The organism is Bartonella sp. 220B, from assembly GCF_026930205.1.
Taxonomy (GTDB): Bacteria; Pseudomonadota; Alphaproteobacteria; order Rhizobiales; family Rhizobiaceae; genus Bartonella.
Window position 1 is genome coordinate 208,923 of sequence record NZ_JANHOI010000003.1, and the last position, 6,000, is coordinate 214,922.

The window sequence follows — 6,000 nt, forward strand, 5'->3', positions numbered from 1 at the left end:
GCCCTTAATTATAGACTTATATAAAAAGCCCCACGCATTTTATAGCTTAAAGAGCTTTAAAAACTCTACGCATGGGGACATTTTTTCATTTACTTATATCACGATAACGTTTTTCGGTATTTTACAACGTTGAATACGCGTTTATTTCTCAATTGCACTATAAAAAATACGTGGCGCGCTATTCCAAACCCATTTTTTAACATCAGGTGTCATAGCTACAATACCATATTTCTGAAAGATAAAAGCATAAGGTCCTTTTTGCATAAGTTCACGCTGTAAATCAGCATATATTTGTACCCGTTTCTGTGGATCTTTTTCAAACAATGCATCTTCAACCTTTTTATTCATCTCGGCATTAAAATATCCGTGCTGCCAACTCGGATAGGCTGTTTTTTTAGCCTCAAATCGATTATCAGGATTATAAATAACGTACGCAGCCATTGAATGGGGATCTGCAGAGTCATTATTCCAGCCAACAAAAATCGTATCAAAAGCACGTGCATAAAGTTTCGAAAACAGCTGAGTACCTGCCAAACGTTCAATTTTAAGATGCACCCCTACCTTTTTTGCATTGTCTTGGATAGACTGAGCAATTGGCAAAGCATAATGAGATGTTCCTACCAACAAATTGACTTCAAAACCATTCGGATACCCCGCCTCTGTTAAAAGTTGCTTTGCTTTTTGAAGGTCAAGTTTAAAGGGTTGCCCTTCTTTTTCATCCAAAGCACCAAAATTACCAAGAGGAATAAAGCTTGCACGGGGAATACCATCACCTTTAAGAACAGTCTTTCCAAGACCTTCATAATCAATAAGATAGCGCATCGCTAAACGCACTTTTTCATTGGAAAAAATGGGATTTGTCATATTGAATCCCCAATACATCATGGAGGGCTCCAACACTCTTTCAATCTTAACATCTGTTTTTGTTTGGAGATCAGCGAGATCTACAGGTGTCAAATCACGTGCAACATCAATATCGTGTTTTTGCAACAATAGGCGTTGTGTTCCAGGCTCCGCAACATGGCGAATTAAAATCTTCTTTAATTTAGGCGCCTCTCCCCAATAGTGACGACTTGCACGCAACAACAAAGCTTCTCCAGGGCGCCAACGACTTAACTGATAAGGACCAACACAAGCAGCATGACTGGCCAAATATTGGTTTCCCATATCACCATTTTTTTCGTGTTTCATAATTGTTTCACGATCAAGCAAAGCCGTAACAGAACCAGCAACAACATTATTAAGAATAAGCTCTACAGGATAAGGTTTATCAAATTTCATCACCACCGTTTTGTCATCCGGTGCTTGAAGAGCTTCATCCATGTTTTGTTCTGTAATCCCATATTCATTAAAGGTTGCCGCCTTAGCCATTTTCAATTTGACAACCCGCTTCATACCCCAAACAAGATCATTGGCATGAGCAGGACGACCATCATTAAACTTCAAACCATCACGCAAATGAAAAGTAAGCACCGTACCATGACCATCACTTGAAACATCCCAATGGGTTGCTAAAGAAGGAACGATTTTGGCTGGATCATCTGTAGCAGTACTGACCAAATTGTCACAAACATTGAGAACAACTTCATTTCCATAAACATCGTTGATTTTCGCGGGATCAAATGTACTTATTGCATCGATATTCCAAGCCATCACAAGGGTATCGGCAGGTGTTTTGGCTGAAACTTGTTGCACCAACATCCCCAGTGCAATAACAGCAGAAACAAAAGAAGTACTGCCTTCCAAGATCTTTTTTTTCATGTTCATAGACTTTTCCTTTTAAAGTTATTGTACCAATCCATTACTCTAAATTCTAAATTATTCTAAAATGATACGGAAAATTTATAACAATAAAGATTGAATAAACACGCTCTATCCATCCATACAGAATTACGCACTTTTAAGTTCACTCCTTCATTTCAATGAAAGAAAAGGAAATATGTGATTTTTTACCCACCCACATCCTATCAGCACCATAATAACTCGCTTGCTCACCATATACTTTTTCGCCATAATAAATGACATCTCATCTCCAAATTGATTATCGCAACTATAATCTTTGGAGAAAGACATGGCATGAAAATTGATAGTCTCAGCATTCCATTCCTTTAAACTGTATTAAAAAATAATAATATTGCAAACCTTAGAAACAGTCGTATCTTCTCACACTCTCAGTTTCACAACACACACTCAATCTTTACCACATTATTGAGATTGAATAGAACAAACAGCAAAACATAAGAAAACATCTTTGTTGAAACTCTACCCCCACAAAAATTGCTTAATAGATTGAACATTAAACAAAAAAGGAGATTCCTTTTATTTTATCAAATACAAAACGCACCAACAGAGATAAAATTGTACTGAAAAATACCAATTTCTCTAAGCTTTAACTTTTCAAGGATGGAGCAAAAGAATACACAATAAAACCCGCTTTGGTTTATTGGTAAAGACAAAATTTATTACACATTCCCCTATGAATCAAGACACGACTGAATATAAAACCTCCAATTTCAATGTTCATCATTGTTTTGCAACCACTAAAAATAAGATCTGAAACAACATACCAGAGAAACTATTTTTTTCAACGGCACGTTGAGAGATTCAATTCAGTAATTTAGTAGATATAACTTCGACTGAACCTAGGCCATCCTTCCCAAAGACTGGAGACCATACACAGCAAAATTACTCCTCAAACAAAAAGCTATCAGATAATAAAACAGAACACAAGCATTTGCTTATGAAACACCATATAAATATGATCAATTATTATATGAAACAAAATATTTTATTAATTATATTTCACTTAAGTTTAAAAATTAAACAATGTAAAAATAATTTCAAACCGAAAAAACTAGAGATTATTTTGTCAAAATCAATAAATATAATAAAATATCTGTCATTATTATAAAGTATTGTATAAATACCCATAATCAAAATTTAACCAAAATCATATGACTTCAGAAATAAAAATTTTTAAAACTATCCCTGAAAAATTTCTTACTGCTTTTCTGTACATTTTCTGAAAGCACCCTATCGCTTAAAATGCATACTATATTATCATACCTAGAAATAAGGAGCCAATGGCAACCAACAAACAATCAAAGAGCATTCCATGGTCTTTGATTCTCCTCTTGAACTATCTCTTTGAAGAAAAAGGGATTTGCAAGCTTTATCGACAAAAACATCCTTCAAGATGATCATTAACAATTCCTACAGACTGCATAAAAGCATAACAAATTGTGGGCCCAACAAATGCCCAACCGCGTTTCTTCAAATCTTTAGAAAGACGAACAGAAGCAGGTGTTATGGGGTTAGCCAACAATGTTTGAAAATCTATCTTTTCATAACGCTCCGATTGTGGAGGTCGAAAAGACCAAAAATAACGGGATAAACTCCCCCACTCTGTTATAATTTCCTGTGCTTTAAAGGCATTATGAAGCACCGACCGAATTTTTCCTTGATGACGAACAATGCCTTTATCTTGCATCAACATTTGTACCCTTACTTCATCGTAATGTGTAATTTTTTCAAAGTCAAAATCATCGAATGCATTTCGAAAAGAAGAGATTTTTTTTAAAATTGTAAACCAAGAAAGCCCTGCCTGAAAACCTTCAAGACAAATTTTTTCAAATAAACGACGATCTTCAAAAACAGGTTTTCCCCATTCATGATCATGATAAGCGCAATAAAGTGGATCTGTTCCTGCCCATGCACAACGAACTTTTCCATCTTCTCCCATGAGAAGCCCTTCATCGAGTACCACATTGATCATATTAAAAGAGCGTTCCTTGATCATCTTGCTTCGATTTTATCTGTTTAGATTTTGAAGATCGGCTGAGAGCATGATCATGTGTTGAAACGCGAATTTCACCGTCAAAAAAGCGTAGGTTTATTTGTCCTGTTTCAGGGAATTGCCGCAACCGTTTGATGGGCTTATCATCTTGTCCTAAAGCCAAAACAAAACCACGCTCTAAAATATTTTGATACGAAGTGCTTTTTAAAAGCCTAAATGCTCCCCCCAGTCGAGCACGTTGTTTTTCTACATTGCAAATAAAAGCACGATGAAGACGCATAGTATATTCCTTTGTATTGCGTTGTGCTTTTTCAGTATTTAGCAAACGTGGTGCAAGACGGATACCAAGTGCATGAAAAGAAAAACGTTTTTTATCGTAACTCACACAAAGCGCACGCTGTAAACGACTTGACACTTCATCAAAACCACGCCGCGGTAGAGCAAAAAGCTGGTCTGCAACCGGAAGTCCTCGTATCATGGCACGCAATTTTTGTCGATAAAAATCAAAATAACGCACGAGTCCCTTACGCAAACGTGCACCAAGCGACACCACATACACTTCAAGATCAAGCTTAACAGGAACAGCCTTCTCTGCTGCTGCTGTAGGAGTTGGAGCACGCCAATCAGCAACATAATCAATCAAAGTCCAATCTGTTTCATGCCCAACAGCAGCAATAACCGGAAGAGTAGACGCATAAACAGAACGAACAACAGCTTCATCATTAAACCCCCACAAATCTTCTAAACTTCCTCCTCCACGTGCAACAATAATAAGATCAGGTCTTGGCACAATTCCCCCCAAAGGGAGAGCATTAAAACCTTCAACAGCAGCAGCAACTTCTCTCCCGCTTGTTTCCCCCTGAACACGAACAGGCCAAACCAAAATATGTAATGGAAAACGATCTGATATACGATGGATAATATCGCGAATAACAGCACCTGTTGGTGATGTTACAACACCTATAATTCGAGGCATATAAGGCAAAGGTTTCTTCTTGGCTTCGTCAAACAAACCTTCATCCGCAAGCTTTTTCTTGCGATTTTCTAGAAGTGTCATCAAAGCGCCAATTCCCGTTGGTTCCAACGCTTCAATAACAATTTGATATTTTGATGACCCTGGATAAGTTGTTAGTTTGCCAACAGCAATCACTTCCATCCCTTCTTCAGGAGGAAATTTAAGCTTTTCCATAATGCCGCGCCAAATAACAGCTTCCAATCGCGCCTTATCATCTTTTAAAGCAAAGTAAGCATGCCCCGAAGCATGAGCACCACGGTAACCTGATATCTCTCCACGTACCCGCACATAACCAAACTTCTCTTCAACAACGCTCTTCAAAACCCCTGCTATTTCTGAAACAGTAAATTCTGCTACATTCGTTGCACCTGGTTTCTCATCAAACAAACTTACCATTTTTCAATTCTTTACGCTCTTTTTTGTGAATCTTTTTGAAAAAAAGCATTTTTAACCCTTTAATTTATATTTTTATTGAACTTCATAGCATCAACTAGGATATCTATATTCTTAGCTTCAAACCGATTATCAAGATTGTAAATAAGATATGAATCTATTCTATGAAAACTCATAAGGTCATTATTATTCCATCCTATAAAATTGTATCAACAACAATTGAAATATTCAATCTGAACACTCACACAAAAAAATCTTTAATCAAGATAAAATCTTTTTCTAAAAGAGAATGCTTAGCATAATATTCTTGACACAATATATCAAACCATCATCTATAAAATCTAACATATTGCAAAGTTCTTAAACCCTTTGCAATACGTCAAATATGTTACGATTATAGTTTTTTGTATTTTATAAACTTGATACCTTCTTATTTTTCAATTGCACTATAAAAAATACGTGGTGCACTATTCCAAACCCATTTTTTAACAGCAGGGGTCATCGCTACAGTGTGATACGTCTGATAAATAAAAGCATAGGGACCTTTCTGCATAAATTCACGCTGCAAATCAGCATACAGTTGTGCCCGTTTTTGTGGATCTTTTTCAAACAATGCATCCTGAACCTTTTGATTCATGCTTTCATCAAAATAGCCATGGCACCAACTCGCATAACCTGTATTTTTTGCTTCAAACCGATTATCAGGATTGTAAATAAGGCGTGAAGCCATGGTATGAGGATCAGCAGAATCATTATTCCATCCGAAAAAAATCGTATCAAAACCACGCGCGGAAAG

The 6,000-nt window shown here is 36.5% G+C and carries 3 protein-coding genes and 1 pseudogene; all 4 read right to left on the bottom strand.

The features are described from left to right. Window positions 1–141 precede the first annotated feature (141 nt). On the bottom strand, window positions 142–1,767 hold the full coding sequence (locus tag NPX99_RS03795; RefSeq protein ID WP_269030566.1) for an ABC transporter substrate-binding protein: 1,626 nt from the start codon (window positions 1,765–1,767) through the stop codon (window positions 142–144). A 1,405-nt stretch (window positions 1,768–3,172) separates the two neighbouring features. Then, window positions 3,173–3,799 (bottom strand): DNA-3-methyladenine glycosylase I, encoded by a 627-nt coding sequence (locus NPX99_RS03800; RefSeq protein WP_269030568.1) that lies wholly within the window; start codon window positions 3,797–3,799, stop codon window positions 3,173–3,175. Next, a complete protein-coding gene (gene xseA / locus NPX99_RS03805; RefSeq protein ID WP_269030570.1) occupies window positions 3,777–5,207 on the bottom strand; it encodes an exodeoxyribonuclease VII large subunit in 1,431 nt (476 codons plus the stop codon). Before xseA ends, NPX99_RS03800 begins: the two co-directional genes overlap by 23 nt. 427 nt (window positions 5,208–5,634) lie before the next feature. Then, window positions 5,635–6,000 (bottom strand): annotated as a pseudogene (locus tag NPX99_RS03810) (ABC transporter substrate-binding protein); the annotation flags it as partial.